Below are 26,920 nucleotides of genomic sequence, written 5' to 3'. Positions count from 1 at the left end.
TCGGCCTGATGGGCGCGCGTGGCGGCGATCATGCCCCACATCGTGCCGAGCATCAGGAAGAAGTGCCGCCAGTGGTCGGTGTCGATGATGAAGCTTTCGCCGACCGTGCCGAGGAATGCTGCGAAGATTGCGATGTAGGTGCGCTGCCAGGGCACGCGCACGAACAGATAGCGGAAGCCGAGAATGACGGTGGTGAAGACCAGAGCGGGATAGCAGATGCCGGACAGCCAGCCGCCCGACATGAACGCGTTCAGATAGGAGTTGTGGGTGTCCTCGGGGAAGTAGTTGTGGAACTGCAGCGGCCCGATCCCGAACGGCAGGTCGAGCGCCATGTCGGCGCCGAGAATGTGGCGTCCGAAGCGTCCGAACCGGCCCTCGTCATAGCTCTGGTCGAAGCTTGCCCGCTGCTTGAACATGTCGGCGATGGAATCGATGGAGAGCAGAACGCCGATCAGGACGATGCCGGCCACGGCGGCCGCCAACGTCATGAAGATGATGCGGGAGCGCTCGCCCCGCGTCTGGCTGGTGAGCACCATCATCGCCAGCATGAAGGCGGCGGTGAGGACGAGGCCGCCCCAGGCCGCGCGCGAGAAGGCGAGCAGGATGGCGAGCGCCATCACGCCGAGCGCAAAGCTGGCGCGCAAGGTCGCGGCGAAGCGGGCGGTCACGACGTTCTGCAGCGCGAGCAGCGCCGGCAGGATCAGGAACGCGCCGAGCACGTTCGGGTCCTTGAAGGTGCCGCGCGCACGGCCATAGAGGGTGAGGAGATCGTATCCACCCGGCACCAGATGGAAATAGCCGGCGACGCCCGCGAGGGCTGCGATCGCGCCGCCCATCACGAGGCCGCGGCGGAGCATGTCGAGCCGCGCTTCTGTGTCGTCCGACGTCAGCATGACGATGAAGATCGCCGTGAAGGCCATGTACCAGGAGGTGGCGATCCAGGTCGCGATCTTGGAATCGTCGAGCAACGGTATGGCGCTGATCGTGTAGCCGAGATTGACCAGGACCAGCAACAGCAGGAGCGGCAGGAAGACGAGGCGCAGCCTCATGCCGGTCGCGAAGAACACCGCGGCGGAGGCGAGCGTGACGAGTTCATAGGGGCTCGGTTCGATGAACACGATGGCGCCGGAGACCCCGACCAGCCAGACCAGCGCACGCTGCAGGGCGACGACGCCCGGAGGGGCGATCGGCCTCGATGCGAACTCTCCGGCTGCCGCCGTCATGGCCATCGCGAACTCACACTCATACGCAACGCATGGCGGGATCGGCCAGACACACGCGCGAAGCGGGCGTGTGCCCGCTCCGGATCCCCGATATCAATAGGCGTTCTCGCTCTTGGTCATCAGCGCCAGCGGCGTCTTGAGCAGGATGTAGAGGTCGAACAGCACGGACCAGTTCTCGATGTAGTAGAGGTCGAACTCGACGCGCTTCTGGATCTTCTCCTGGTTGTCGATCTCGCCGCGCCAGCCGTTGATCTGCGCCCAGCCGGTGATGCCGGGCTTGACGCGGTGGCGGGCGAAATAGCCGTCGACGGCCTCGTCGAACATCCGGTTCTGCAATTTGCCCTGCACGGCGTGCGGCCGCGGACCGACCAGCGAGAGGTTGCCCTTGAACACCACGTTGAACAGTTGCGGCAGCTCGTCGAGGCTGGTCCTGCGAATGAAGCGGCCGACGCGGGTCACGCGCGGATCGTTCTTGGTGACGACCTTGGACGCCGTGGGATCAGCCTGGTGGTGATAGAGCGACCGGAACTTGAAGACGTCGATGCGCTCGTTGTTGAAGCCGAACCGCTTCTGCCGGAACAGCACCGGTCCCGGGCTGTCGAACTTGATCGCAAGCGCGACCAGCGCCATCACCGGAAGCGCAAGCAGCAGGATGAGGCCGCCGACCAGCCGGTCGAACAGCATCTTCATCACCAGGTCCCAGTCGGTGATGGGGGCCTCGAACACGTCGAGCGTCGGGACCGCGCCCAGATAGGAGTAAGAGCGCGGCCGGAAGCGCAGCTTGTTGGTATGGGCCGAAAGGCGAATGTCGACCGGCAGCACCCACAGCTTTTTCAGCATGTCCAGGATGCGGGTTTCCGCCGAGATCGGCAGCGCGAACAGCACCAGGTCGACGCGGGTTCTGCGCGCGAACTCGACGATATCATCGACCTTGCCGAGCTTCGGCGCGCCAGCGCAGGTCTCGAGCGCGCGGGAGTCGTTGCGGTCATCGAACACGCCGAGGATCTCGATCTCGGAGTCGTCCTGCGCCTTCAGGGCACGCACCAAGTCCTCGCCGCTCTGGTCGGCGCCGACGATGATGGTCCGGCGATCGAGGCGTCCTTGCCTGGCCCAGCTGCGGATCAGGTTGCGCAGCACGACGCGGCTCGCGATCAACGCGCCGAGCCCCACGAAGAAGAACGCGGCGAGCCAGAGACGGGAGACTTCGTTGCCGATCTTGGCGAAGAAGGAGAGCCCGATGAACAGCAGGAAGACGAAGCAGTAGGACGAGATCATCCGGGTCATCTGCCGCACCTGGGCGCGGAAGACCTGGATTTGGTAGATGTCGGCGGCCTGGAAGCACACCACCGTGGTCACGGCCAGGCCGAGAATGGCAACGAGATACTCCCAATGGAAGCCGCTGAGCGGAACCACGTAGCCGAAATAGATGACGCTGCCGACGACGCTCAGCAGCACGAAATCGATGATGCGAACGATGCCGGCGAGGACGATCGGAGAGTAGGCGCGGTGAACCTTCTGATTGGCGACCGCGAGGGCCGCCGGCGACAAGCGGCGGCGCCGTTCAACGGCCGGCCGTCCGGCCGCGGCGGTCGATGCGGCCGTCGCCGCAGCAGCATCCAACATCGAGCGAGCGTTGATCGGTTCCACAGTCGTACAAGCCCGGATTATGTTTGTTAGTATTTGTGGTCATGTAAGCGCTGATAGCGCCGGGGGAAATTCCCCACCGGCGGGATTAAGGGCCAAATCGGAAGAAACGGTTAGCGATGGTAAATGACGTCAGGTCTTGGTAAACGCCTCGCGATAGCTGTTGAGCACGCCATCGACCATCGCTTTCTGTGAGAAATGCTGGAAGACCCGCTCGCGCAGCGCCTTGGCGCGCAGTTGCGTGGTAGCCGGATCGTCCAGTGCGGCAGCGATTGCGTCGGCCAGCGCGGTCGCGTTGCCCGGCATGAACATCGCGTCGTCGTGCGGTCCGAAGATCTCAGGGATGCCGCCGACTCTCGCTGCGATCATCGGAACCCCGGCGGCTCCCGCCTCGATCACAACATAGGGCATGGAATCGCCACGCGAGGGAACGACGAGCAGCCGCCCTTTCGAAAATCCGTCGCGGGCCTTCACGTGGCCGATGAAGCGTACTGCGGCCGCAAGACCGAGGCGTTCGACCTGAGCCTTGAGTTTCGTCATCTCTTCGCCGTCGCCGCCCAAAGTCAGCGTCAGCGGGCGGCCACGGGAGCGCAGCTCCGCGACGGCATCGATCAGCAGATCCGTGCCCTTGATGTGCCTGAACTCGCCGACATACGCCAGGTCGGTCTGGTCCCGGGCTGGTGCGATCGGGTCGAACTCGCCTGCAGTGACACCGTTGAAGACGCAATTCACCAGTCCCTGAGGATGGCCGATCATGCGCTCATAGGTATCGCGGGCGAATACGCTCTCGAACAGGAAGAGGTCGGTCCGGTTCATCAGCGCACGTTCAAGCCGGCCATACAGCGCGCCTTTGAACGTGTCGCGTGGGTAGTGCAGCGAACCGCCGTGAGGCGTGTAGATGCGGATCGTTCCTGGCCGGTGCGGCAGCAGGCGGACGAATGCGCCGGCCTTGGCGCCGTGGCCGTGCAGAACGTTCGGGGCGAGTGTACGGGCGAGTCGATAAAACCGTCTCAGTGCCAGAATGTCGCTCGGCCAAGGCTCCCGATGAATGGGGATGCGGTGCACGCCGAGTGTCAGGCGAGGCGCGATCTGGGCCAGCGCGGCATCGGCGCGTTCGCCGCCGGTCAGGCTGTCCGCGATGATGCCCACGTCGTGCCCGTGATCGACCTGACCGTTGGCAAGGTCGAGGATATGCCGAAAGATGCCGCCGACGGGAGCTCTGACCGCGTGAAGGATTTTGAGAGGTTTGTTCTGCGACGGTGCCATGTCGAACTCGCCCGCGCCCTCGGCTTGCGCTTGGTTTTGCCAGGCGCCGCTGCGCGAGCTGATCTGACGACTGGCGGATAGCGGAAGCACGGGCGCCTCTCGTCGCTGAATATCGATAGCTCCAACCTCGATAGAGGCTTGATGGTTAACAAAGTCTCACTTGTCGTCACTACCAGGCAAGCTCGCACCAGCATTGTGACGATCTGGCGCAAGCTCACGTGTTGCGAGCAGCATATGGCGAAGGATGACGATTGTTCGATAGGGCGAGGTTGCAGGCGCTCCGGTTAACCCGTCAGCAACCTTAATAGAGTGTAATTGTACCACGTATGGTGGCGGCGTGGCGCGGGTCTCGCGGGAGTGGATAATGCGGTTGGCGTTCTGGCGTGCCGGCAAGAAGACACAGGTTGACGGAGCCTCCGCCCGACCTGTGACAGGCTCGCCGTCGTCGGCGGAGCCCGGCCCGGCCGGCGATCTCGACATCCGGCTGGTCGGTCGTGCCCTGGCGCGAAAGCGTGGCTTCATCCTTCTGCCCACGCTGCTCGCTCTCGTTCTGTCGATTGCCGCAGTCAACATGATCACACCGCGCTACAAGTCCGAAGCGCGGATTCTGATCGACGGCCGCGAGAACGTATTCGTGCGGCCGAACGGGGAGCGCACCGAAGAGCGGACGGCACTCGATGCCGAGGCGGTCACGAGTCAGGTGCAACTGGTCCTGTCGCGCGATCTGGCCCGCGACATCATCAGGAAGAACAAGCTGGGCGAGCTGCCGGAGTTCGATCCCGTGCTGCGGGGCGTGTCCCCGCTGAAGTCGGTCGCGGCGATGATCGGCCTCGTGAAAGATCCGCTCGCCATGACGCCGGACGAGCGCGTCATGGACGCCTATTACGAGCGCTTGACCGTTTACGCCGTGGACAAATCGCGGGTGCTCGTCGTCGAGTTCCAGTCGCAGGATCCGGCGCTTGCGGCGCAAGTCGCGAATTCGATCGCGGATGGCTATCTCGTAGTTCAGCAGAATGCCCGCCAGGCGCAGGCGAAATCGGCCAGCCAATGGCTCTCTGGGGAGATCCAGGGGCTGCGCAAGAAGGTCGAGGAGGCGGAGTCGCGGGTCGAGGAGTTCCGCGCCAAGTCGAATTCGTTCATGGGGACCAACAACACGTCGCTGTCCAACCAGCAGATGGGCGAGGTCAACACCCAGCTCAACAATGCGCGCGCCTTGAAATCGGATGCCGAGACCAAGGCAAGGCTGATCCGGGAGATGCTGCAGAGCGGCCAGCCGATCGAGGCGTCCGAGGTGGTCAACTCCGAGCTGATGCGCCGGCTGTCCGAGCAGCGCGTGAATCTGCGCGCGCAGCTCGCGGAGCAGTCGTCGACGCTGCTCGACAATCACCCGCGCATCAAGGAGCTGAAAGCGCAACTGGCTGATCTCGACCGCCAGATCCGCGACGAGGCCGGCAAGATCTCGCGTTCGCTCGACAGCGACGCGCGAATCGCCGACGGGCGGGTGCAGATGCTGAGCCAGAGCCTCGATCAGGCCAAGAAGCAGGCCACCTCCACCAATGGCCTCGATGTCCAGCTGCGGGCGCTGGAGCGCGATGCGAAGTCGCAGCGCGACCTGCTGGAATCGTATCTCGCCAAGTACCGCGAGGCGAACACCCGTGAGTCGCTCGACACCCCGCCGGCGGATGGGCGGATCATCTCGCGGGCGGTGCTGTCCAACACGCCGGCGTACCCGAAGAAGCTGCCGATCGTGCTGATCGCCACATTGGCGACCTTGATGCTGACCTCGGGCGTGGTCATCACCGGCGAGCTGCTGCGTCTGACCGCGCCGCGCCCAGCGAGCCAGATCCCAGCGGCGAGCGCGATGCCGGATGTCATGGTGCTCGCGGCCCGGGTCGAGCCGATGATCGCGGCGCCCATGGTCGCCGCAGCGCCGGCCGTTGCCGCGTCGGCATCGACTGCAGCGGCGCGTCCCGCCGCGGTCGTGCCGCCAGCGGTGGCCGCCGTCCCGCCCGAACCGGTCAAGCCGCCGCCGATGAACGAGTTCGAGCAGCTCGCATCCGATCTGCTCGCCGCGGGCGAGGGCGCCCGCAAGGTCACCGTGCTCGGTACGGCCGGCGGCGAGGCCGTCACGTCCACCGCGCTCGCGATCGCGCGCACCATGGCAGCGCAGGCGCGCGTGGTGCTGGTCGACCTCGCCGGCAGCCCGCAACTGCTTGCAGGCGTGTCGGTCGATCCGGCCGCGCCCGGCCTCATCGAGCTGATGCTGGGTGAGGCATCGTTTGCGTCCATCATCACCAAGGACCAGGCCTCGCGGCTGCATCTGGTCAACGCCGGCTGCCCCGGCGCCGACCGCAGCCAACTGCAATCGCCGCGGCTCGCGCTCGCGATCGATGCGCTGCTGCGAGTCTACGACCACGTGCTGCTCGACGCCGGCAACGCCTCCGACCTGCCGGCCGAGCTTTTGACCGCAGGCGCGCGCGCCATCGTCGTGCCCGATCCCAACATGCCTGCCGAGGCGCGCAGCCAGATGAGCGAGCAGCTGCGCGAGGTCGGCTTCGGCGCCGTCACCATGCTGAAGGCACCGGTCGGAGGCGCCAACCGCAACCAGCCGGGGCCGCGCGGCGTCGCCGCCTAGTCTCCGGCCTTCTCGTCGGCCTTTTCGTCCACCTGGGCGGCGCCGCCACGCGATTGCAGCGCGCCGCGCAGCTGCTGTGCCAGACGGAACAGGGCAGGGCTGTGCTTGACGGCATGCTTGGCCCGTCCGACCGCAGCCATCGTCGTTGCGGCGACGCGGCCCCGCGCGGTCAACGGCATGAAGCTGTCGAAGATCGGCTCGTCATCCTTGCAGAACATCCGCTTGTAGTCGTCAGATCCGATGCCGAGATCGAGGGCGCGAAAATCCTCTCGCGCGTAATGATCGATGATCGAGCGCATCAGGATCAGCCCGGGGCTCCAGCGCGCATTCTCCGACAGCGTGTAGGTGTTGAACATCATCGAGAAGCGCGCCCCGTCGGCGACGCCGGCAAACAATGCGATGATCTCGGCATCGCAGCGCAGCGCGTGGATATCGATGGCGCGATGCCCGCAGTCGAGTTTTGCCATGCAGGCGCTTCGCACGAAGGCCGCGACGCCGGGCTCGGCAAATACGTTCGGCAGCCTCTGCTCGGCCATGCGGACCGGCTTGGTGCGGAAGAACCAGTCGAGCAGCTCGGCGATCTCGGCGTCGCTGCTCGCGACCATGTAGCGATAGCCGGGCAGCGCCTGCAGCTTCTTTTCCTTGCTCTTCAGCCGCTTTCGGAACGAATTCGACAACAGCGCCGTCGGCGCAGCCCCCGGCGGCATCAACAGCACCGGACAGTCGTTCACCGACGACTGGTGCGGCCATTGCGCCAGTGGATTGGCGAGATCGCGCCAGTGCAGCGGCTGCTGTGTCAAGGCGAGCACGTCGACACCGCCGCGGTCGCGCAACCCTGCGAGCAGGACGTCGAGATCGCCGGCGCTGGCGCGCGTGGCGAATTCGCGATCCATCAGCGGCATGTTGAAGGTCGTATGCTTGCCGCCCATGAAGGTGGCGATGCGCACGCCGCAGGCGTGCCGCAACGTCAGCGGCAGCAGCAGCAGCGGGCGTTGCTCGGCATCACGCCCGATGACGATGAAAGGCGTCGCATGCTCGCGCGCGCCGACGTCGCGCTGCCATGCGCCGAGCAGGTCGAAGCGTTGGTAGGGCGTCGAGACATGTTCGGGGACTTCGAGCGCGCGCCAGACCGGCTCGGCGGCAGCCAGATCGGACACGATGTCGACCCGCGCGAGCCCCGACGGCAGTCGCCGCGCGGGCGCCTGCGCCGTCCGGCTCTCGATCACGGCGGCCATGGTCATCGCGCAGCTCGCGTTGTCGTGGAATTTTGTTGCTTGACGTCGGGAGACCCTCGCAAAGAAGTCTCAACAAAAGGTAATGGCAATGACTTCGTCCCAAATCGGGAATGGCACAAACAAAGACCTGTTCAAATCGGCAGCGGCCACGCGATCTTGACGGCGGACGATCGCTATCATCGGATGGCGGTGATCATGACGCGATCGCGCCATGGTCTGACAGCATCAGGTGGGCGCGGACGGTCTGGTTTCAAGTGGGATTCGGGGAAGGGGCGCGGGAATTGTCGTCGGACAACAGGTGGCTGCGCAGCGCCCGGCTCGAGCTGGCCTATTTCAGCGGTCGCACGCTGCTCGCGTCGCGAGCCACAGCCGGCGCCGGTGCCGTGCTGCGGTTCGAGCGGGTGCGGCCGCGGCGCAAGGGCGCGTTCCAGCCGCTGAAGTGCGCGGAGATCACGCCCGTCTTCCTCGACAAGGTGATCCGGGCGCTGAAGCGCTGGGGCTATGAGATCGTCTCGCTCGACGAGGCCTGCCACCGGTCGGTCCGGCTGCCCGAAAGCCGTCGCTTCGCCTGCCTGAGCTTCGACGGCGCCTCCAAGGACGTGATCACGCATGCCTATCCCGTGCTCGCCCGCCACGGCGTGCCGTTCACCGTTTACGTGCCCCCGGCCTTCCCCGATGGTCTCGGCGAGGCCTGGTGGCTGGCGCTGGAGGCCGTGATCGCGCGCGAGGCGCGCATCAGCCTCGTGATCGACCATCGGGAACAGCGATTCAACGTGGTCACGCCGGCTGAAAAATACGAGTTGTTCGCCCATCTCGCAGGCTGGCTGCGCAAGCTGCCGCCGGCCGAGCTGTCGATCGCGATCCGCGACCTCTGCGCGCGCCATTCGGCCGATCTCGCCGCCCTGAGCCGCGAGTCCGCGATGGATTGGACCGACATCGCCCGTCTCGCCGCCGACCCCAACGTCACGATCGGCAGTGCCACCGTGCATTATTCCGTGCTCGCCAATCTCCGGGATGCCGACGCCCAGCGCGAGATCACGATGGGCAAGGCGGTGCTGGAGACGGCGCTGCGCCGCCCGGTCCGGCACATGGCGTATCCGTTCGGCGACCGCTATTCGTTCCGCCGCAGCGACGTTGTGCTCGCCGAGCAGGCGGGCTTCGTCAGCGCGGCCTCGACGATGCCAGGCGTCGTGCAGAGCGAGGGCCGCACCCATCTGCACATGCTGCCGCGGATCGCCTGGGACGGCCGCTCGCGCTCGCTGCGCGCTTTGAAGGTGCTGATGGCCGGCATCACCCTGCCGCGGGAAAAATCCGCGCCGCAGCCGAAACTCGATCTCGGCTGATCAGCCCTGCTGCCGCTCCGGATCCGGGCGCAGCATCCAGCTCACGATCGGCATCGCCGGCAGCACCCAGCCCATGCCGACCACGACGTAATACACCGCCTGCAGCCAGCCGGAATTGGCGATCAGAGGGAATTGCGCCATCACCATGCCCATCATCGACCAGGCGAAAGCGAGCAGGAGCAGCGCGACGGCGCCGATCAGTTTGCGGGTGCGGATCGTCATGACGGGATTGTCAGCCTCGGCTGGGGGCGGCGCGGCTTGCGCGCGATTTCCTCGGGATTATAAGGGCCTGTCAGCCCCGGTTCAATCGAGCGCTCAACGTCCATGACCACGGTTCCCCGCACGACAGATCTCGCCGCGATCCGCATCTGGCTGCTCGTCGTGGCCGGCCTGATCGCGCTGATGGTGCTGGTCGGCGGCGCCACGCGGCTGACCGAATCCGGGCTCTCGATCGTCGAATGGAAGCCGGTCACCGGCACCTTGCCGCCGCTGTCGGAGCGGGCCTGGACCGACGCCTTCGAGGCCTACAAGACCATTCCGCAGTACCGGCAGATGAACGCCGGCATGACCCTGCACGACTTCAAGACCATCTTCTGGTGGGAGTGGAGCCACCGGCTGCTCGGCCGCGTCATCGGCATGGTCTACCTGCTGCCGTTCCTGTGGTTTTTGTGGCGTGGCGCCGTGTCTGGCCCGCTCGGCCGCAGGCTGTGGCTGATCTTCGGCCTCGGCGCGCTGCAGGGCGCGGTCGGCTGGTGGATGGTGGCCTCCGGCCTCACCGAGCGCACCGAGGTGGCGCCGGTCCGGCTGGCGACGCATCTCGCGCTGGCGCTGCTGATCTACGCGTCGATCGTCTGGACGCTGCGGCGGCTCGCGCCGCGCGAGGAGGCCGAGGTGCCGGCGCGGCTGCGGCTGACGGCCTGGCTGCTGGTCGGCGTCACCTTCGTGCAGCTCTATCTCGGCGCGCTGGTGGCCGGCCTGCGCGCCGGCCTCGTCTACAACACCTGGCCCGAGATCGACGGCGGCCTGATCCCGAAGGCGGCCAATCTGTGGATCCAGTCGCCGTGGTGGATCAACCTGTTCGAGAACGATTTGACGGTGCAGTTCATGCATCGCATGACCGCTTACACGCTGCTGGCGCTGGCGGCGTGGCACGCCTTCGACGTGATGCGCGCCGGCGCCGGACGGGCGGTGGTGCGCAGCGCCCACCGGCTGCTCGCCGCCATCCTGGTGCAGGCCGTGCTCGGCATCCTCACTCTGCTGGCGCTGGTGCCGATCTCGCTGGCGCTGTTGCATCAGGGCACGGCCATCATCGTGCTGACCTTCGCCGTGCTGCAGGCCGAGCGCCTGTCGCCGCGGCGTACGGCTGTTGTCGCCGTGCCGCAGGCGGCGGTGGCTGCGGGGCAGGCGGGGTAGAGTTTCTCTTCCGTCATTGCGAGGAGCCGAAGGCGACGAAGCAATCCAGAGTCCCGCGCGCGACTCTGGATTGCTTCCGCCTTCGCTCTTCGAGCTTCGGCGGACAAGTCGCTTCGCTCGCAATGACGTGGAGACATCAGTTTTCATCCTCGCGCGCTATCGCGCCGAGCTTTGCCGATCGTTTCACCCTCGAAAACACGCGAGGGCGCGGGGAAGGCCGGATGCCTGGCCGGCACCCATGGCCCGCGTGCAAAGAAAAAAGCACGCGGCGGTCACCACAGGTACGGCCGAAAACACCCGGCCTTCCCCGCGCGATGGTTTTAACGCTTATACGCGATCTCCCCGGGGACCGGGCTGTCTTGCCCCCGTCACCTCATGCGATGCGTTGAGCACCCACACGAAACTTAGCGCCAGCGTCGGGGCGCCAGGACCACGCGACTTCGCCGTCCGTGACAGGTCGCTCGTCCGCGCAAGCATACGCCCGCGCACGGCCCGCCACGTCCACCGCATTCCTGCCCTACGCAACTGGACGATCCGGAAGCGCCCCTCGGCTGGACAGGAACAAAAAGAGAACATAAACTGATTTGCGTCGTTTGGCAAGCGTGGCGTGTCGCGGACATCGCCGGGTGGGGCGGACCATGCAATTCGAGTTCGATTGGGATCCGGCCAAGGCAGAGAGCAATCTGCGCAAGCATGGCGTTGCCTTTGAGCGGGCGATGAGCATCTTCAGCGATCCGTTGGCGCTCTCGCGTCTCGATGACGGATCTGGCGCAGGCGAGGAACGATGGGTTACGATGGGACGCAATATTGCGCACGAGCTACTGCTGGTCGTGCATACGTACACGGAGCTATCGGCAGACCGCGCAGCGATCCGCATCATTTCTGTCCGTCGCCCGACCCGGCGCGAAATCCGCTCCTACGAGAATGGGTGATCCGATGAAGGATGAATACGATTTCTCGAACGCCGAACGCGGCAAGTTCTTTCGCAAGGGCGCGCGAATGCTGCCTCCGGTGCATCTCGAGCCTGATGTGCTCGATCACCTGACCGGGCTGGCCAGCGCGCGGGGCGTATCGTTGACCGAATTGGTCAACACGCTTCTCAAGGAGGATATTGAGCGGATCGAGGCTGCGAAATAGCTCTTTGGGAGTTTCTGCGAGCACCTCATGATGCCTTCGCGACCAGACTTCCGCGACACGGTTCGGGCGCGCTCGGACCGCGATCCGGCGTTTCGCGAGGCGTTGTTCCAGGAAGCCGTGAGTGCGCTGCTGCGCGGAGAGGTCGATGACGGCCGCGCCGGCCTGCGTGCGTATATCAACGCAACGATCGGCTTCGAGGCGTTGAGCAAGGCGCTTGGCCGGCCGGAGAAAAGCCTGTTGCGCATGTTCGGACCGTCAGGCAATCGGACGGCGGGTAACCTGCTCGGTGTGATCCGGGTGTTGCAGACCGAGACGGGGGTTCACCTCGAAGTCCGCGCCGTGGCAGCGGAGTGAGGCTGGGCCCGGTTTGACGTGCTCGCAAGGCAGGGGATGACCCCGCCGAATCGGTTTCGCGCCCCTCCGAATTTGCTATGCCGGTTCAGCAAGATGTGCGGAAATGGGGTGGACATGCTGACGGGCGAACTTCGGTCCAAGATCGACAATGTCTGGAATGCGTTCTGGTCGGGCGGCATCGCCAATCCGATCGAGGTGATCGAGCAGATCACCTACCTGCTGTTCATCCGCGGGCTGGATGAGGCGCATACGCGCGAGGAGAACCGCGCCACCCGGCTGGGCAAGCCGATGGAGCGGCGCATCTTCCCCGAAGGCAAGGACGGCGTCGGCACGGGCGGCGGCGTCGCTTACGAGGAGATGCGCTGGTCGCGGCTGAAGAACAAGGACCCGGCGACGATGTTCGACATCGTCTCGGAGCACGTCTTCCCGTTCCTGCGCAAGATGGCCGACGCGGACACCGCGCACGCCACCCACATGAAGGGCGCGCGCTTCACCATTCCGACGCCGGCACTGCTGGCGAAGGTGGTCGACCTGCTCGCCGACATCCCGATGGAGGACCGCGACACCAAGGGCGACCTCTACGAATACATGCTGGGCAAGATCGCCAGCGCCGGCCAGAACGGCCAGTTCCGCACCCCGCGCCACATCATCGCGCTGATGGTCGAGATGATGGCGCCGACGCGCAAGGACGTGATCTGCGATCCCGCCTGCGGCACCTGCGGCTTCCTGGTCGTCGCTGGCGAGTATCTGCGCGACAACGACCCAAAGCTGTTCCACGACAAGGAGAGCCGTGACCATTTCAACGAGGAGATGTTCCACGGCTTCGACTTCGATGCCACGATGCTGCGCATCGGCTCGATGAACATGACCTTGCACGGCGTCGACGATCCTGACATCCGTCGAAAAGATTCTCTGTCACAGGATCATGTCGGTGATACCGACCGCTACAGTCTCGTGCTCGCCAACCCGCCGTTCGCAGGCAATTTGGACTACGAGACCACAGCGAAGGATCTGCTTGCGATCGTCAAGACCAAGAAGACCGAGCTGTTGTTTTTGGCTTTGTTTCTGCGTCTCTTGAAGCCCGGCGGCCGCGCCGCCGTGATCGTGCCGGACGGCGTGCTGTTCGGCTCCTCGACCGCGCACAAGGCGATCCGCAAGATGCTGGTCGAGGACCACAAGCTCGACGGCATCGTCAAGTTGCCGTCCGGCGTGTTCCGGCCCTATGCCGGCGTCTCCACCGCGATCCTGCTGTTCACCAAGACCAATTCCGGCGGCACGGATCACGTCTGGTTCTATGATTGTCAGGCCGACGGTATTTCGCTGGACGATAAACGCACGCCTCTGCTGCCGGCTGACAAGCTCGGGCCGCGGGCTAAGCTTGATGCCGGCGAGCACGAAAAGAACAATCTGCCCGACATTGCGGCGCGCTGGAAGGAACGTGATGGAGCTGAGCGGGAGCGGCCGCGTACGAGTCAGAGCTTCTGCGTGCCCAAGACAGAGATCGCGGAAGCCGGCTACGACTTCTCTCTCAACCGCTACAATGAGGTGGTACACGATGCAGCCGAGCATCGGCCGCCGAAGGAGATCATCGCCGAGTTGAAAATGATTGAACAGGAAATCGCAGACGGTCTTGCTGAGTTGGAGGCGATGTTGTGAATGCGCTGACGCCTTTCCGTTCCAAGACTTGGCCGCGGGTTCGCCTCGGCGAAGTTGCCGAGCATCGTCTCGGCAAAATGCTGGATAACGCGAAGAACACTGGTGAACTGCGTCCTTATCTACGCAATCCCAATATCCGATGGTTTGAGATTGACTTAAATGATCTACAAGAGATTCGCGTTGAGGACAACGAATTACATAAGTACGAATTGCGACCGGGGGATGTGCTGATTTGCGAGGGCGGAGAAGCTGGACGAGCCGCGATTTGGAATGGCGAGGCCGAAGGAATAATTTTCCAAAAGGCTTGTCATCGAGTCAGGGTGGGTTCTGAGCTCGATGCGCGTTTCCTAGTTCACTGCCTGATGCACGACTACTTCAGTGGTAAGCTCAGTGATTATTACACGGGCGCTACGATTAAACATCTTACTGGGCAGGATCTCGCGCGCTACGAAATTCCGCTTCCGCCGATCGAAGAGCAGCGACGGATCGCGGCGATCCTGGACAAGGCCGATGCGCTGCGGCGGAAACGCAGGCATGCAAGAAGGCTGCTTGATAGCGTTGCTCAATCGATTTTTTTTGAGATGTTTGGCGATCCGCTTCGGGCCAACGGGCAGAAGGTGCAATTAATTGAAGTTGTTGAAGGAACGCAGATTGGCCCATTCGGTTCGCTCCTTCACCGCGAAGACTACAAAGCAGGGGGGATTCCCTTAATAAACCCCATGCATATCAATGGCGGACTTTTAACTCCTTCGCCGCAAGTCGCGATAAGTGCCGAAAAATTTGAATCGCTTAAGGCCTATCAATTGCGGCTTGGTGATATTGTGATGGGTCGAAGAGGTGAAATGGGACGCTGTGCAGAAGTCGTTTCAAGAGAAAAACTGGTATGCGGTACCGGATCATTGTTCATTCGACCAAACTTCTCCAAGGCGCTGCCAGCATTTTTGCAGGCATTAATTAGTTCTCCCTCGGCGATTGAGTATTTTGAAGGTGCAGCGGCTGGGATCACGATGCCTAATCTAAACAAGGCGGTCGTTGATAAATTGTCCTTCGTTCTGCCGCCAATCGAGGATCAAGAGAGATTTTCACTCGCAAAAGAAAGGGTTCAGCAGGAAAAAAAGAGGGCAGCTGAGGCCGACATCGCGATAGATGCGCTTTTCTCTTCACTCCAGTATAGCGCATTTTCGGGTTTGCTCTGAGCGGGCGGGTCCGACCCTCAGTAATCGCAGGCGATCATCGTGCCGACGGGGCGGCCGCTTGGCACGCTCGATATGCTCTTGCTAGCGCGTCGAGTGTATGACGTTCCACGAATCGCTGCGTCGCTGCACGTTGAGCCAGAACTCCGGGCTGTTGCCGAAAACGCGGGCGAGCATGAGGGCGGTGGAGGCGGTGACGTTGCGCTTGCCGTTGCAGAGCTCGTTGAGGTGCTTGCGCTGCACGCCCATGGCGGTAGCCAGCGCGGTCTGCGTCAGCCCGGGCGGCTGCATGAACTCCTCGACTAGGATTTCGGCCGCCGTTGCCGGCTTGCGTGTGGTCATCAGCATGGGCTTGCCTCGGAAGACTGGCTGCTCAGGAATGATCAACATGTAACCTGTTGAAAACGCTACTCGCAAGGAGCGACGAGCTATGGTATCGCTCAAGAGTTGCGGTTGTCCAAGGGGCGAAGGGTGGAAGCTGATACGTCGGCGATTGGCACATTCCGGGTGACGCTGCGCGGGCCCATGCTGCGGCGAGGGTTATGGCTCTACGTCTGGCGTGTCGTCAGGCGAGGGCAGCAAGAACTGCTCTATGTCGGTCGGACGGGTGACAATTCGAGCCCCAATGCTTCGTCGCCGTATAATCGCATGGGTCAACATCTCGGCTTGCTTGAGAACCAGAATGCATTGCGGCGGCATCTTTCAGACAAGAAGATCGAACCCGAGGACTGTGAGCGGTTCGAGTTCGTCGCGCATGGTCCGATCTACCCAGAGATCGCAAAACCCGAGAACTTCAAGCATTCCGATAAAGCGGCTGTCCGGGGGCTCATGGAGCTTCACACACCGTATCGGAATATCGTCGGTTCGATGGAGCGGCGCCTTGCTGATGAGCTCAGTAAGGCGGGCTACACGGTCCTCAACACCGTAAATTGGTCTCATGACCTTTCCGATGAGGATTGGCTTCCTGTTCGGCGCGCGTTCGAAGCTGATTTCCCCAAACTCAAGAAGATCGGCTGAATGTCCAACTTCGCCTTTCTCGCCGCTGAATTTCCGGCCGTGCACGAGGCGGCGGTCGAGGCCGAGCGCCAGGCGGCGGTGTCGCCGACAGCAGCGGCGTTCTTTGCCGGCAAGACCGTCGAGGTCGCGGTGAAATGGGCGTTCCGGTCCGACCCCAATCTCAAGCTGCCCTACCAGGATAACATCGCGGCGCTGTTGCATGAGCCGAGCTTCCGCCGCGCCGCGGGCGAGGCTGTCTTCGCCAAGGCCAAATACATCAACACGCTGCGCAACCGCGCCGTTCATGAGGCGCGCCGGATCAGCGCCGGCGATGCCACGGGCGCGGTCAAGGAGCTGTTCCACGTCTGCTTCTGGTTCGCCCGCACCTATGCCAAGGCCAAGCCAGCCGATGGGCTGAGCTTCGACCCGGCCGTGCTGTCGCGCCGCGACGAGGTGTTGAAGAAGGCGTTCGTCCAGCTCAAGACCCAGCAGGCCGAGCTCGATGCCAAGGACGGCGAGCTGACCAAGCTGTTGCTCGACAAGGACAACCTTGATGCCGAGCTGAAGAAGCTGCGCGCCGAGGTCGCCGCCGCGCGGAAAGAGGCCGAGGCCAAGCCGGATCAGCACAATTACGATGAGGCCGAAACCCGCGACCGCTTCATCGATCTGCTGCTGCGCGAGGCCGGCTGGCCGCTGGACCAGCCTGATGATCGCGAGTTTCGCGTCGAGGGCATGCCGAACAATGAGGGCGTGGGCTTCGTCGACTACGTGCTGTGGGGCGCGGACGGCAAGCCGCTCGGCCTGGTCGAGGCCAAGCGCACGCGCAAGGATGCGCGATCCGGCCAGCAGCAGGCCAAGCTCTATGCCGACCGTCTGGAGGCGCGCTACGGCCAGCGCCCGGTGATCTTCTATTCCAACGGCTACGAGCACTGGATCTGGGACGATACGCGCTATCCGCCGCGGCAGATCGGCGGCTTCTACAAGCGCGACGAGCTGGAGCTCCTGATCCAGCGCCGCACCGGCCGCAAGTCGCTGGCCGCGGAGGCGATCAGCCGCAGGATCGTCGAGCGGCCGTATCAGCACCGGGCGATCCGCTCGATCGCCAAACATTTCGAGGAGGACCGCGAGCGCAAGGCGCTGCTGGTGATGGCGACCGGCTCCGGCAAGACCCGCACCGTGATCGCGCTGGTCGACCTCCTGATGCGCGCCGGCTGGGTCAAGCGGGTGCTGTTCCTGGCCGACCGCGTTGCGCTGGTGAACCAGGCGGCGGGTGCGTTCAAGGCGCATCTGCCGGACGCCGCGCCGGTCAATCTGGTGACCGAGCGGACCGCCGACGGGCGCGTCTTCATCTGCACCTATCCGACCATGATGGGGCTGATCGACGGCCGCCAGGAAGGCAAGCTCAAATTCGGCCCCGGCCATTTCGACCTGATCGTGATCGACGAGGCGCACCGCTCGGTCTACCAGCGCTATCGCGCCATCTTCGAGTATTTCGATTCCTTCCTGGTCGGGCTGACGGCGACGCCGAAGGACGAGATCGACCGCAACACCTATTCGCTGTTCGATCTCGAAGACGGCGTGCCGACCGATGCCTATTCGCTGGAGGAGGCAGTGGCCGAGGGGCATCTGGTGCCGCCGAAGACGATCTCGGTGCCGCTGAAAATCGTCCGCTCCGGCCTGCGCTATGACGACCTCTCGGCGGAGGAAAAAGACCAGTGGGACATGCTGGAATGGGGCGAGGACGACGTCCCCGACACGGTCGAGGCGGCGGAGGTCAACAAGCGGCTGTTCAACGAGGAGACGGTCGATCTCGTCATCGCGCATCTGATGCAGAACGGCATCAAGGTCGAAGGCGGCGACCGGCTCGGCAAGACCATCATCTTCGCCAAGAACGAGGACCACGCCAAATATATCGAGACGCGCTTCAACGTGGCCTATCCGGCACTGGCCGGGCATTTCGCGCGCGTCATCACCCACAAGACCGGGGCCTATGCACAGACCCTGATCGACGACTTCTCGATCAAGACCAAAGTGCCGCACATCGCGATTTCGGTCGACATGCTCGACACCGGCATCGACGTGCCCGAGGTGGTCAATCTCGTGTTCTTCAAGCCGGTGCGCTCGAAGACCAAGTTCTGGCAGATGATCGGGCGCGGCACGCGGCTGTGTCCGGACCTGTTCGGTCCTGGGCAGGACAAGGAGGAGTTTTGCGTCTTCGACTATTGCCAGAACATCGAGTTCTTCGGCGCCAATCCGGAGCTGAACGAAGCCTCCGCGGCGAAGTCGCTGTCCGAGCGGCTGTTTGCGGGGCGGCTCGACCTGGTGCGGGCGCTGGATGAGAAGCTGTCGAAGGCGGCTGGCGGCGGTTTTTCGGCCGGCGAGCAGGCGCCTTATGAGGGTGACCAAGACGAGCCACCGAGCGAGCCGGAGATTCGGGCGTCCGCTGCCGCGACCCTGCAGGCGATCGTCGGCGGCCTCAACACGGAGAATTTCATCGTCCGCCAGCACCGCCGCGCGGTCGAGAAGTATCGCGAACCCCGGGAGTGGGACGCGATCGACGAGCACAAGCGCGAGGAGTTGGTCGAAGAGATCGCGCCGCTGCCGTCGAGCCACATGCTCGGCACCGAGGACGCCAAGCGTTTCGACCTCTTGATGTTCCAGCTCGAGCTGGCGCTGCTCAAAGGATCCAAGCGCTTCGATACCTTGCGCAAGCAGCTCCTGGAGATCGCCTCCGCCCTGGAGGACCAGACCGGTATTCCCGCGATTGCCAGGCATGCCGAGCTGATCGAGGAGATCCAGACCGAGCAGTGGTGGGAAGGCGTCACCGTGCCGCTGCTGGAACTCGTTCGCTTGCGGCTGCGCGACCTGATCCAGCACATCGAGAAGGGGCGCAAGACCGTCGTATACTCGAACTTCGCCGACGAGATCGGCGAAGGCGTCGAACTGCAGTTGCCCCAGGTCGGCGAAGCCGACTTTGCCCGCTTCAAGGCCAAGGCGCGCCACTTCCTGCGCGCGCATCGAGACAATCTGTCACTGAACAAGCTGCGTCAGGGCAAACCGCTGACGGCCTATGACCTGACCGAGCTGGAGCGGATGCTGCTGGAGGCCGGGATCGGCGAGGCCGGCGATATCGAACGCGCGCGCGAGGTCAGCCACGGCTTCGGCCGCTTCGTGCGCTCGCTGGTCGGGCTCGACCGCGCGGCGGTCAGCGCGGCCTTCGGCGAGTTCATCGCCGGCGGCACGGCGTCGGCGGCGCAGATCGAATTCATCGACATGGTGATCGAGCACCTGACCGATCAGGGCGTGATGGACCCGGCGCTGCTCTACGAGCCGCCCTTCACGGGCATCGCGCCGACAGGGCCGGAACATCTGTTCGACGAGAGCAGGGTGGTCAAGCTGTTCGACACCATCAAGGCGATCAACGCCAGCGCGGTGGCGTAGCCCTCTCGGCAATATCTATGGGCCTTCGTGTCGCGGGCTCATGCGGCGGATGAGGCTAGTCTCCGCCGTTGCTGTTGGCACGGATATCGCGAGCTTCAATCGGGCGCATACGCGTCCGGGTCGGGACTGCTGCTGGGCGACTTGAACGCGGCGCGTAAGGGGGCCGGCATCGGGTAGTTGAAGTTGATCCCGGTCGGCGGCACGGGTGACTCGAACCACTTCTTGTAGAGCGCCTCGATGGCGGGGCTCTGATAGAGCCCGGCCGTGACGCGATCGGCGATGGCCTTGAACGGCGCATCGTCCTTGCGCAGCATGATGCCGAAAGGTTCGGGCTTGGAGAATGCGTCGCTGCTGATCATGTACGCCGCCGGGTCCTTCGACCGCGCGATGGCGACCGCGAGCTGGACGTCATCGAGCACATAGGCCTGAGCCCGGTCGGTCTCCAGCATCAGGAACGCCTCGGCCTGGTCCTTGGCCGGAACGATGTTGATGCCGAGCTTGCGTTCGACATTGACCTTGTTCAGCTGTGCGATGTTGGTCGATCCGGCGATCGCGACGGCCGTCTTTCCCCTGAGGTCGTCGATCGTCTGGAGCGAGAGCGACTTCTTGGCCGCAAAGCGTGTGGCGCTGAGAAAGTGCGTATTGGCAAAGGTCACGAGTTTCTGGCGTTCGGCGTTGTTGGTGGTGGAGGCGCACAAGAGGTCGATCGTGCCGTTCGTCATCAGCGGTATGCGATTGGATGACGTCACCGGAACGGTTTCGATCGTGAGGTTAGGAAGCCCAAGCTCCTTCTTGACCGCATCCGCGATCCGGGCGCAGATGTCGAGCGCGTAGCCCACCGGCTTCTGGTTGCCGTCGAGATAGCTGAACGGTACCGACGATTCCTGGAAGCCGATCGATATCCTGTTCGTCTCCTTGACCTTCTGCAGCGTGCCCGTCAGTTCCTCGGCGCCGGCGGCGTTTGCAGCGAGCGCTGCCGTCAGCAGAAGTCCCCAAATGCGCATCAAAGCCTCTCCTCGCAGCAACCCTCTTCGCGCGTGCAGCGTTGCACGCGCAGCGACGATGCAGCCTCGCTGCGTCCGGCCTGGATGAAAAGGGATAAAACCGCCTTCTTTCTCATTCCTGGAGGTGATGGATCGCCGCGCCGGGCGTCGTCGCCGGGTTCACCTGCCAGGTCTAACCTTCGAGTTGACGGCCGAAATCGCAGGTCTGGCGCGCCAGATCCGCTACGGCGGCCGCGAAGGCCGAGGGTCTGTCGTTGCGATACATGGCCGCATAGGGCACGGCCGGCAGCGTCGGCTTGACGGGCAGGATGACCAGCTTCTTCTGCTCGAAGAGAGGACGAAAACAGCGTTGCGGAAGATAGCTGATGCCGAGGCCGGCCACGGCGAGCCCGACCAGCGCAGTCAGATTGTCGACCGAGATGGCGCGCTTGAAGGAGACGCCGTTGGCCGCGAGCCATTTGTTGACGAAGAGGCCGGAGCCCGAGCGACGGCCCTGCATCAGAATCGTATGATGACCAAGCTCGTCGAAATCGAGGCTCCGGCGCGATCTGACCAGGCCGGGGCGCGCCGTCCACACGTTCTGCACTTCGGCAAGCCGCACTGACGTCACCTCCGGGTCAGAGAAGACGTCCGGGATGACGACGAGATCGAGGCTGCCCTCGATCAGCCGATCGTAGAGGCTTCGCGAGGTGTCGACTTCAGGCTCGATCATCACCGCCGGATGGGCTTCGCGAATGGCCGAAACCAGACGCGGCAGCCATGTCAGAGCTGACAGCTCCGTCGCCCCAAGCCGCAGACGGCGGGCCGGTGACTGCCGGCCGTCCTTCAACTCCAGGATCTGGTCCTGCAACGCCAACATCTGTCGGCCAAGAGCAAGGATCTGCTCGCCACGTTCGGTCAGACGAGCCCCGCGCTGGCTGCGATCGAACAGCGGAACGCGCGCGGAGGCCTCGAGCTCCTGGATGCGCTTCGAGATCGCCGATTGCGTCGTGTTCAGCTTGGCTGCGGCGCGTTCGAACGTGCCGAGCTCCGCGATCCAGTTCAAAGCTTCTAGCTGCTTCAGGGTGACCATTTTTCGCATTCAAAAAAGAGATGGATCGATATCTCCATTTATCGGTTTTCTGAATTCAAGACGAGTCCTACACCGCCGAGGCGGGGCGCCATCGAGCGACGCTCTGGACTGTGCAAGACGGGGAGCAAGAATGGGTGAGGGACAAGCGCAGCCTGGTGCGCCGATCGATGCGGCGGTCGTCGCCGCGTTCAAGAGCGTTTCCACGGCCGTGATCAGCGACAACCTTCAGCGGTTGCCTGGTGCAGCCAGTCTACGGCCATTCTATACGGGCTCGCCGATGGCCGGGATCGCGCTGACCGTGAATACGGCGCCGGGGGATAATCTCTTCATTCATCGCGCGCTCGATCTTATTACGCCTGGCGACGTCCTCGTCGTCAATGGCGGCGGCAACGAGACGCGGGCATTGGTCGGCGAGATCATCGCCGCCATCGCGAGGGAACGCGGCGCGGCCGGGATTGTCGTCGACGGTGCGATCAGGGATTCCGGCGTGCTGATGAATTCCGACTTCCCCGTGTTCGCGCGTGCGGTCAATCACCGTGGCCCCTACAAGAACGGTCCGGGTACGATCAACGTGCCGGTGTCGATTGGCGGCATGATCGTCACGCCAGGCGATATCGTGGTTGCCGACGCCGACGGAGTGGTCGCTTTCGCGCCGGCGATCGCATCCGAACTGCTCGAGTCCGCCCGCGCGCAGGAGCAGCGTGAAGCCGAAATCCTGGCGAGCATCCGCGCGGGGCGCTATGGCGGTGCCTACGCAAAATAGGCGTCTATTGCGGTCATCCGTACGAGCCTTGGCGGTATGCGGACCTCGTCCTTGTCGTCCCGGATGTCGTTTCGCTCATCCGGGCTACTTGCATGCCAACGGCACCCCGCTCAGCAATACCCATACACGCCGCAGGCATAAGGCAGGCGGAACATGTAGTTGGTGTAGCCTTCGCCGCCGTAATAGGGGCCCTGGTAGTCGTAGGAGAAGGCGCGGCCGTAATAGCCGGGCAGCTCCTGGCGGCCGAACAGCAGCGGCGTCGAGGGCCACATCGGGGAGATCAGCGAGTCCTGGTCCCTGACGACGACGACCGTCGGCGGCGGCGCTCTCACGGCGCGGCGGGCCTTGATGTGCACGATCTTGTCGTGGACGGCCGGCAGGTCGGCTGCGAGCACGACGCCGTTCGCCGCGATGGCCGCCAGCAGCATCATGATCACCAACGTTCGCATCCTGCTCTCCTCGACTTCTGTTCGGGTGGCGTCGGCGCTTCGCGATACATCCACCGCTGCTTTCACGCGGGTCCGGAAGGCGATTCCACGGGCGGCAGGATGAGCCGGGTATGGTTAACGAAATCCTTCCGGCATCCGACAGTTGGCTGCAATCATCCGTAGAAGGACGGGCATTTTCAGCTTTTGTTAAGTTCTGCGGGTGCAAGCTTACTGCTGCCGGCGATTTTGAAGGTCGGCCGAATGCAGCCCGGCCGCTGCGTCCGGGCGCGAAAATCTCTGCTGCATTTCATCAGAGTCTCAGACCAGAAGGTTTCGAGCATGTCGGTGATCATGTTTTCGGCGTCGGCGCGCCAAAATCTCCAATCACGGACCGGCTCAGTCAACGCTGAACTCGCTGCCATCGACGAGGGCGCCGCAGGACTGCAGGCGCTGTCGGCAAGCCGGCTGATCGCGGCCTCCGCGCTGCCACTGGCCGGCCAGATGCACGCGCGCCTGTTGCAGCTGATGAGATGATCACCTGGAGTTAACGAGGGCGCGGTCCGAGAAGCCGGCAACGGCCCGGCCGTGGGACGAAGGAGAGCGCGGAAGCCCAGGGGGCCGCCCGCGCTCTCTTTGTTTTCGGGGCCGCTTGCTGTCTCAGCCGTCAGTTACTCGTCATGCGCGGGCTTGTCCCGCCTGCGGGGCCGAAGCCCCTTCGGCGCGGCGACGGCCCGCGCAGCCACATCGTCATTGCCGGGGCGAAGACGTGGATGGCCGGGACAAGCCCGGCCATGACGTGGTGAGAGATGCGCTCGTCACGCCGCACGCCGATGCGCGGCGCGATCCGTAGAGCGAAACGCGCCTTACGCGCTCAGCGCCTGCTCGAGGTCGGCGATCAGGTCTTCCTTGTCCTCGATGCCGACGGAGATGCGGACGATGTCGGGGCCGGCGCCGGCCTTGATCTTGGCGGCGTCGTCGAGCTGGCTGTGCGTGGTCGAGGCCGGGTGGATGACCAGCGAGCGGGTGTCGCCGACATTGGCGAGATGCGAGAACAGCTTCAGGTTCGACACCAGCTTGACGCCGGCGTCGTAGCCGCCCTTGAGCGAGAAGGTGAACACGGCGCCGGCGCCCTTCGGGCAGTATTTGCGCGCCAGCGTGTAATACTTGTCCTCGGGCAGGCCGGCGTAGTTCACCGAGGCCACGCCGGGATGCTTGCTGAGATATTCGGCGACGGCCTTGGCGTTGTCGCAATGCTTCTGCATGCGCAGCGGCAGGGTCTCGATGCCGGTCAGGATCATGAAGGCGTTGAACGGCGACAGCGCCGGTCCGAGATCACGCAAGCCCAGCACGCGGCAGGCGATGGCGAAGGCGAAATTGCCGAACGTCTCGTGGAGCCGGATGCCGTGATATTCGGGACGCGGCTGCGTCAGCATCGGATATTTGTCGCCGCTGCCGGCCCAGTCGAAGGTGCCGGCATCGACGATGACGCCGCCGATCGAGTTGCCGTGGCCGCCTAAGAACTTGGTCAGCGAGTGCAGCACGATGTCGGCGCCGTGATCGATCGGGCGGATCAGATAGGGCGAGGCCAGCGTGTTGTCGACGATCAGCGGCACGCCCGCCTTGCGCGCCACCTGCGCGACCGCCTCGATGTCGGTGATGGTGCCGCCGGGATTAGCGATCGACTCGATGAATACAGCCTTGGTGCGTGGGCTCACCGCCGCCTCGAAGCTCGCGACGTCATCGGTGTCGGCCCACACCACGTTCCAGCCAAAGCTCTTGAACGCATGCGTGAACTGGTTGATCGAGCCGCCATAGAGTTTTCGCGCGGCGATGAACTCGTCGCCGGGGGACAGCAACTGCTGCAGCGCCACGACCTGCGCGGCATGGCCAGAGGCCACGGCCAGCGCGGCGGTGCCGCCCTCGAGAGCTGCGACGCGCTCCTCGAGCACGGCGTTGGTGGGGTTGCCGATGCGGGTATAGATGTTGCCGAACGCCTGCAGCCCGAACAGCGAGGCGGCGTGGTCGGCATCGTTGAACACGAACGACGTGGTCTGATAGATCGGCGTCGCCCGCGCGCCGGTGGTGGGGTCAGGCTGGGCGCCGGCGTGAATGGCGAGGGTGGCAAATCCCGGGGCACGGTCGGTCATGATGTTTCCTCTTGGCTTGATCCCTCGCGCAGCGGCGCCGGCTGATGCAGGGATCGATGATGGGAGACGGTGTCAATAGCGCGCCGTCGTGCGCCTCCGCGTCATCCCGGCGGAGGACATTTGCCACCGGGCAAGATGCCGTCAAGGCTGGCGGCGATAATCAGTCGGATTTGAAATGCGTTGCTGTGTCGCGCCGTCGTCGCGACACGATCCTTTCGCAGATGCGTCAGGAGGGATCGCTTCTGTCCTTCGCGGCGCGGTCGGCCGCTGCCGTCGTGCCGCCGCCGACGCTGGTGCGGTTCAGCGACAGCCGCATGCCCTGGGTCGGGATCGGCGCGCGCTTGGCGCTGATGGTGCGCGAGTTGACACCCATCCAGGAGATCTCCGACGACAGCCGGCCATATTCGATCTTGGGGCAGCGGTTCATGACGACCTTCAGCCCAGCGGCCTCGGCCTTTTCGGCCGCCGCATCGTCACGCGCGCCGAGCTGCATCCAGATCACTTTCGGCAAAGGCGACAGCCTCAAGGCCTCGTCGACCACTGGCATGATGTGCTGCGAGCTGCGGAAGATGTCGACCATGTCGATGGGACGGCCGATGTCGGCGAGCGAGGCGACGAACGGCCGGCCCATCAGGCTCTTGCCGACATGGCCGGGATTGACCGGGATCATGTCGTAGCCGCGCTGCACCAGATATTTGAAGGCGAAGAAGCTCGGCCTGATCTCGGACGGCGAGGCGCCGACCATCGCGATCACCTTCACGCCGTTGAGGATGCCGCGGATGTAGTCGTCGGGATAGGTGTCGTGATTCATGGGGCACGTTTCTATTAGTTATATCGGGCATCGTCATTCCGGGGCGCCCGAAGGGCGAACCCGGAATCCCGAGCTGAGTTCAGCAATCTCGAGATTCCGGGTTCGATGCTTCGCATCGCCCCGGAATGACGAAGTTATTGATGCCGTCATTGCGAGGAGCCAACGGGTCCGCGCGAACGCGCGGCCCGATGACAGGCTCCGCGACGAAGCAATCCAGAGGCTCGGGTGGAACTCTGGATTGCGTCCGCCTTCGCCTTGCAGGCTTCGGCCGACACGCCGCTGCGCTCGCAATGACGGAGGAGAGAGCGGCGGGCGTCACTCATCCCGCCAGGTCGGAGTCCGCTTCTCGATGAAGGCGCCGATGCCTTCCTCCGCGTCGCGGGCGAGCATGTTCTGCGTCATCACCTCTGCCGCATAACGATAGGCGTCGGCAAGGCTCATCTCGGCCTGGCGGTAGAACGCCTCCTTGCCGAGCTTGATCGTATAGGCTGACTTGCGCGCGACTTGTTGTGCCAGCGCAATCGCCGCGTCGCGTTCAGTCCCGTGGGCGACGACACGATTGACCAGGCCGATGTCGCGGGCGCGCACCGCCGGAACCGGCTCGCCGGTCAGCAGCATCTCCATCGCCTGCTTGCGCGGCACGTTGCGCGACAGTGCCACCATCGGCGTCGAGCAGAACAGGCCGATGTCGACGCCGGGCGTCGCGAACGACGCGCGCTCGGAGGCGACGGCGAGATCGCAGCTCGCGACCAGCTGGCAGCCGGCTGCGGTGGCGATGCCCTGCACGGAGGCGACGACGGGTTTCGGCAGATGCACGATTGCCTGCATCATCGCGCTGCAGGCGTTCATCAGCTTGGCGAAGAAGGCGCGGCCGCGATCGGCATCGCTGCGACGGGCGGTGAGCTCCTTGAGGTCATGGCCGGCGCAGAACGCCGGGCCGTTGGCCGCGATCACCACGGCGCGCACGGCCTTGTCGGCACCGATCTCGGCCAGGGCCTGATGCAGCTCCGCGATCAGCGGCTCGGACAGGCTGTTACGCTGCGCCGGGCGGTTCAGCGTCAGCACGGCAACGGGGCCGACCATCTCGCGCATAAGGATCGGCGCGTCGGCAGCATTGGCGAGGGCAGGGGCGGACATTGCGATTTCCGGTTGGCGATTT

General features: G+C 64.2%; 24 protein-coding genes. 12 read left to right on the top strand and 12 right to left on the bottom strand.

What is annotated here, in order from left to right:
* The 3 genes from QX124_RS24165 to QX124_RS24155 form a co-directional block, all read right to left on the bottom strand.
* Positions 1 to 1,229 (bottom strand): O-antigen ligase family protein (locus tag QX124_RS24165; protein WP_315798481.1); only part of this gene is annotated, 1,229 nt, incomplete at its 3' end.
* Positions 1,230 to 1,316: 87 nt separating this feature from the next.
* Positions 1,317 to 2,846 (bottom strand): undecaprenyl-phosphate glucose phosphotransferase, encoded by a 1,530-nt coding sequence (locus QX124_RS24160; RefSeq protein ID WP_315798480.1) that lies wholly within the window; start codon positions 2,844 to 2,846, stop codon positions 1,317 to 1,319.
* A gap of 153 nt (positions 2,847 to 2,999) precedes the next feature.
* Positions 3,000 to 4,133, bottom strand: a complete 1,134-nt coding sequence (locus QX124_RS24155; protein ID WP_315780317.1) for a glycosyltransferase family 4 protein — start codon at positions 4,131 to 4,133, stop codon at positions 3,000 to 3,002.
* Between the two features lie 364 nt (positions 4,134 to 4,497).
* Between QX124_RS24155 and QX124_RS24150 the strand changes: the two genes are divergently transcribed.
* A complete protein-coding gene (locus tag QX124_RS24150) occupies positions 4,498 to 6,768 on the top strand; it encodes an exopolysaccharide transport family protein (protein ID WP_315798479.1) in 2,271 nt (756 codons plus the stop codon).
* Here the strand turns inward: QX124_RS24150 and QX124_RS24145 are convergent.
* The gene (locus tag QX124_RS24145; protein ID WP_315798478.1) at positions 6,765 to 8,009 is read right to left on the bottom strand and encodes a GNAT family N-acetyltransferase; all 1,245 of its coding nucleotides are present in this window, start codon (positions 8,007 to 8,009) and stop codon (positions 6,765 to 6,767) included. The genes QX124_RS24150 and QX124_RS24145 overlap by 4 nt on opposite strands.
* Positions 8,010 to 8,284: 275 nt before the next feature.
* Here QX124_RS24145 and QX124_RS24140 point away from each other — a divergent pair, with 275 nt between their 5' ends.
* Complete coding sequence (locus tag QX124_RS24140; RefSeq protein ID WP_315798477.1) at positions 8,285 to 9,346, top strand: polysaccharide deacetylase family protein; 1,062 nt, start codon at positions 8,285 to 8,287, stop codon at positions 9,344 to 9,346.
* Here QX124_RS24140 and QX124_RS24135 read toward each other — a convergent pair whose 3' ends face one another.
* Positions 9,347 to 9,568 (bottom strand): DUF2842 domain-containing protein, encoded by a 222-nt coding sequence (locus tag QX124_RS24135; RefSeq protein ID WP_315711497.1) that lies wholly within the window; start codon positions 9,566 to 9,568, stop codon positions 9,347 to 9,349.
* Positions 9,569 to 9,670: 102 nt separating this feature from the next.
* Between QX124_RS24135 and QX124_RS24130 the strand changes: the two genes are divergently transcribed.
* The 6 genes from QX124_RS24130 (at position 9,671) to QX124_RS24105 (ending at position 15,102) form a co-directional block, all read left to right on the top strand.
* Positions 9,671 to 10,759: a COX15/CtaA family protein gene (locus QX124_RS24130; RefSeq protein ID WP_315798476.1), complete on the top strand. Its 1,089-nt coding sequence runs from the start codon at positions 9,671 to 9,673 to the stop codon at positions 10,757 to 10,759.
* Between the two features lie 638 nt (positions 10,760 to 11,397).
* Positions 11,398 to 11,691, top strand: coding sequence for a BrnT family toxin (locus QX124_RS24125; protein WP_315738306.1), 294 nt, complete (start codon positions 11,398 to 11,400; stop codon positions 11,689 to 11,691).
* 4 nt (positions 11,692 to 11,695) lie between these two features.
* Complete coding sequence (locus QX124_RS24120) at positions 11,696 to 11,896, top strand: hypothetical protein (RefSeq protein ID WP_315738305.1); 201 nt, start codon at positions 11,696 to 11,698, stop codon at positions 11,894 to 11,896.
* A gap of 30 nt (positions 11,897 to 11,926) precedes the next feature.
* On the top strand, positions 11,927 to 12,250 hold the full coding sequence (locus QX124_RS24115) for a transcriptional regulator (RefSeq protein WP_315798475.1): 324 nt from the start codon (positions 11,927 to 11,929) through the stop codon (positions 12,248 to 12,250).
* A 114-nt stretch (positions 12,251 to 12,364) separates the two neighbouring features.
* Positions 12,365 to 13,906, top strand: coding sequence for a class I SAM-dependent DNA methyltransferase (locus QX124_RS24110; protein WP_315798484.1), 1,542 nt, complete (start codon positions 12,365 to 12,367; stop codon positions 13,904 to 13,906).
* A complete protein-coding gene (locus tag QX124_RS24105) occupies positions 13,903 to 15,102 on the top strand; it encodes a restriction endonuclease subunit S (RefSeq protein WP_315798474.1) in 1,200 nt (399 codons plus the stop codon). Before QX124_RS24110 ends, QX124_RS24105 begins: the two co-directional genes overlap by 4 nt.
* An 81-nt stretch (positions 15,103 to 15,183) precedes the next feature.
* Here QX124_RS24105 and QX124_RS24100 read toward each other — a convergent pair whose 3' ends face one another.
* Positions 15,184 to 15,447, bottom strand: coding sequence for a HigA family addiction module antitoxin (locus QX124_RS24100; protein ID WP_315798473.1), 264 nt, complete (start codon positions 15,445 to 15,447; stop codon positions 15,184 to 15,186).
* A gap of 123 nt (positions 15,448 to 15,570) precedes the next feature.
* On the opposite strand from QX124_RS24100, the gene QX124_RS24095 reads away from it, so the two are divergent.
* Together QX124_RS24095 and QX124_RS24090 are read left to right on the top strand one after the other, a co-directional pair.
* Positions 15,571 to 16,116: a hypothetical protein gene (locus QX124_RS24095; protein ID WP_315798472.1), complete on the top strand. Its 546-nt coding sequence runs from the start codon at positions 15,571 to 15,573 to the stop codon at positions 16,114 to 16,116.
* Complete coding sequence (locus QX124_RS24090) at positions 16,117 to 19,536, top strand: DEAD/DEAH box helicase family protein (RefSeq protein ID WP_315798471.1); 3,420 nt, start codon at positions 16,117 to 16,119, stop codon at positions 19,534 to 19,536.
* A 95-nt stretch (positions 19,537 to 19,631) separates the two neighbouring features.
* Here QX124_RS24090 and QX124_RS24085 read toward each other — a convergent pair whose 3' ends face one another.
* The gene (locus QX124_RS24085) at positions 19,632 to 20,540 is read right to left on the bottom strand and encodes an amino acid ABC transporter substrate-binding protein (protein ID WP_315798470.1); all 909 of its coding nucleotides are present in this window, start codon (positions 20,538 to 20,540) and stop codon (positions 19,632 to 19,634) included.
* Between the two features lie 172 nt (positions 20,541 to 20,712).
* Positions 20,713 to 21,612: a LysR family transcriptional regulator gene (locus tag QX124_RS24080; RefSeq protein WP_315798469.1), complete on the bottom strand. Its 900-nt coding sequence runs from the start codon at positions 21,610 to 21,612 to the stop codon at positions 20,713 to 20,715.
* Between the two features lie 130 nt (positions 21,613 to 21,742).
* Here QX124_RS24080 and QX124_RS24075 point away from each other — a divergent pair, with 130 nt between their 5' ends.
* On the top strand, positions 21,743 to 22,375 hold the full coding sequence (locus tag QX124_RS24075; RefSeq protein ID WP_315738301.1) for an RraA family protein: 633 nt from the start codon (positions 21,743 to 21,745) through the stop codon (positions 22,373 to 22,375).
* Positions 22,376 to 22,485: 110 nt separating this feature from the next.
* Here the strand turns inward: QX124_RS24075 and QX124_RS24070 are convergent, their stop codons facing one another.
* Positions 22,486 to 22,824 (bottom strand): hypothetical protein, encoded by a 339-nt coding sequence (locus QX124_RS24070; protein WP_315738300.1) that lies wholly within the window; start codon positions 22,822 to 22,824, stop codon positions 22,486 to 22,488.
* A 318-nt stretch (positions 22,825 to 23,142) separates the two neighbouring features.
* On the opposite strand from QX124_RS24070, the gene QX124_RS24065 reads away from it, so the two are divergent.
* Positions 23,143 to 23,337 (top strand): hypothetical protein, encoded by a 195-nt coding sequence (locus QX124_RS24065; RefSeq protein ID WP_315798468.1) that lies wholly within the window; start codon positions 23,143 to 23,145, stop codon positions 23,335 to 23,337.
* 329 nt (positions 23,338 to 23,666) lie between these two features.
* Here the strand turns inward: QX124_RS24065 and QX124_RS24060 are convergent, their stop codons facing one another.
* The 3 genes from QX124_RS24060 to QX124_RS24050 form a co-directional block, all read right to left on the bottom strand.
* Entirely contained in the window at positions 23,667 to 24,950 is a 1,284-nt protein-coding gene (locus QX124_RS24060; RefSeq protein ID WP_315780277.1) for an O-acetylhomoserine aminocarboxypropyltransferase, read from the bottom strand.
* A gap of 226 nt (positions 24,951 to 25,176) precedes the next feature.
* Positions 25,177 to 25,761: a CoA-binding protein gene (locus tag QX124_RS24055; RefSeq protein ID WP_315780275.1), complete on the bottom strand. Its 585-nt coding sequence runs from the start codon at positions 25,759 to 25,761 to the stop codon at positions 25,177 to 25,179.
* A gap of 315 nt (positions 25,762 to 26,076) precedes the next feature.
* On the bottom strand, positions 26,077 to 26,898 hold the full coding sequence (locus QX124_RS24050) for an enoyl-CoA hydratase (protein ID WP_315798467.1): 822 nt from the start codon (positions 26,896 to 26,898) through the stop codon (positions 26,077 to 26,079).
* Positions 26,899 to 26,920: the final 22 nt, after the last annotated feature.

Source organism: Bradyrhizobium sp. SZCCHNRI3043 (assembly GCF_032377735.1).
GTDB lineage: Bacteria > Pseudomonadota > Alphaproteobacteria > Rhizobiales > Xanthobacteraceae > Bradyrhizobium.
The sequence above is the reverse complement of the archived record's forward strand: the minus strand, read 5'-3'. Positions and strand labels throughout refer to the sequence as shown.

Coding starts and splice junctions, on each gene's coding strand:
- QX124_RS24160 (WP_315798480.1), bottom strand. CDS start 2,846: ATGTTGGATGCTGCTGCGGCGACGGCCGCATCGACCGCCGCGGCCGGA.
- QX124_RS24155 (WP_315780317.1), bottom strand. CDS start 4,133: ATGGCACCGTCGCAGAACAAACCTCTCAAAATCCTTCACGCGGTCAGA.
- QX124_RS24150 (WP_315798479.1), top strand. CDS start 4,498: ATGCGGTTGGCGTTCTGGCGTGCCGGCAAGAAGACACAGGTTGACGGA.
- QX124_RS24145 (WP_315798478.1), bottom strand. CDS start 8,009: ATGACCATGGCCGCCGTGATCGAGAGCCGGACGGCGCAGGCGCCCGCG.
- QX124_RS24135 (WP_315711497.1), bottom strand. CDS start 9,568: ATGACGATCCGCACCCGCAAACTGATCGGCGCCGTCGCGCTGCTCCTG.
- QX124_RS24130 (WP_315798476.1), top strand. CDS start 9,671: ATGACCACGGTTCCCCGCACGACAGATCTCGCCGCGATCCGCATCTGG.
- QX124_RS24125 (WP_315738306.1), top strand. CDS start 11,398: ATGCAATTCGAGTTCGATTGGGATCCGGCCAAGGCAGAGAGCAATCTG.
- QX124_RS24120 (WP_315738305.1), top strand. CDS start 11,696: ATGAAGGATGAATACGATTTCTCGAACGCCGAACGCGGCAAGTTCTTT.
- QX124_RS24115 (WP_315798475.1), top strand. CDS start 11,927: ATGCCTTCGCGACCAGACTTCCGCGACACGGTTCGGGCGCGCTCGGAC.
- QX124_RS24110 (WP_315798484.1), top strand. CDS start 12,365: ATGCTGACGGGCGAACTTCGGTCCAAGATCGACAATGTCTGGAATGCG.
- QX124_RS24100 (WP_315798473.1), bottom strand. CDS start 15,447: ATGCTGATGACCACACGCAAGCCGGCAACGGCGGCCGAAATCCTAGTC.
- QX124_RS24090 (WP_315798471.1), top strand. CDS start 16,117: ATGTCCAACTTCGCCTTTCTCGCCGCTGAATTTCCGGCCGTGCACGAG.
- QX124_RS24085 (WP_315798470.1), bottom strand. CDS start 20,540: ATGCGCATTTGGGGACTTCTGCTGACGGCAGCGCTCGCTGCAAACGCC.
- QX124_RS24080 (WP_315798469.1), bottom strand. CDS start 21,612: ATGGTCACCCTGAAGCAGCTAGAAGCTTTGAACTGGATCGCGGAGCTC.
- QX124_RS24075 (WP_315738301.1), top strand. CDS start 21,743: ATGGGTGAGGGACAAGCGCAGCCTGGTGCGCCGATCGATGCGGCGGTC.
- QX124_RS24070 (WP_315738300.1), bottom strand. CDS start 22,824: ATGCGAACGTTGGTGATCATGATGCTGCTGGCGGCCATCGCGGCGAAC.
- QX124_RS24065 (WP_315798468.1), top strand. CDS start 23,143: ATGTCGGTGATCATGTTTTCGGCGTCGGCGCGCCAAAATCTCCAATCA.
- QX124_RS24060 (WP_315780277.1), bottom strand. CDS start 24,950: ATGACCGACCGTGCCCCGGGATTTGCCACCCTCGCCATTCACGCCGGC.
- QX124_RS24055 (WP_315780275.1), bottom strand. CDS start 25,761: ATGAATCACGACACCTATCCCGACGACTACATCCGCGGCATCCTCAAC.
- QX124_RS24050 (WP_315798467.1), bottom strand. CDS start 26,898: ATGTCCGCCCCTGCCCTCGCCAATGCTGCCGACGCGCCGATCCTTATG.